At 47.9% G+C, this 265-nt stretch carries 1 protein-coding gene; it reads left to right on the top strand.

What is annotated here, in order from left to right; genetic code table 11:
• Positions 1–21 precede the first annotated feature (21 nt).
• On the top strand, positions 22–265 hold a 244-nt coding region (locus ACSNOG_RS33460), incomplete at its 3' end, for a hypothetical protein (RefSeq protein WP_436756429.1).

The raw sequence follows: 265 nt of genomic DNA, 5'->3' as shown, positions 1-265 counted from the left end.
GATAAGAAGAACGTGCTCAATATGAGTGAGACCACGGGTTCCATCCGCTGGTACCAGACAGAGCAGGAAATAAAGAATGATCCGGATCTCCAAATCCCTATCAGCCAGGAGGAAATTGAAGCGATCCGCAAGGAAACCAAGGGGACCGTTCCCGAGGAGCGTCTGCAAGTCATCGCAAGAAACCGAAAAATAACAGAGCTTGCAAAAGAGCTTTTGTCGGCACAGGCCGCATTAAGCAAATCCAATTTTGTGACTACAGCGAATA

Source organism: Streptomyces sp. URMC 124, from assembly GCF_051386455.1.
GTDB lineage: Bacteria > Actinomycetota > Actinomycetes > Streptomycetales > Streptomycetaceae > Streptomyces.
This window is presented reverse-complemented; position numbering and strand designations above follow the sequence as displayed.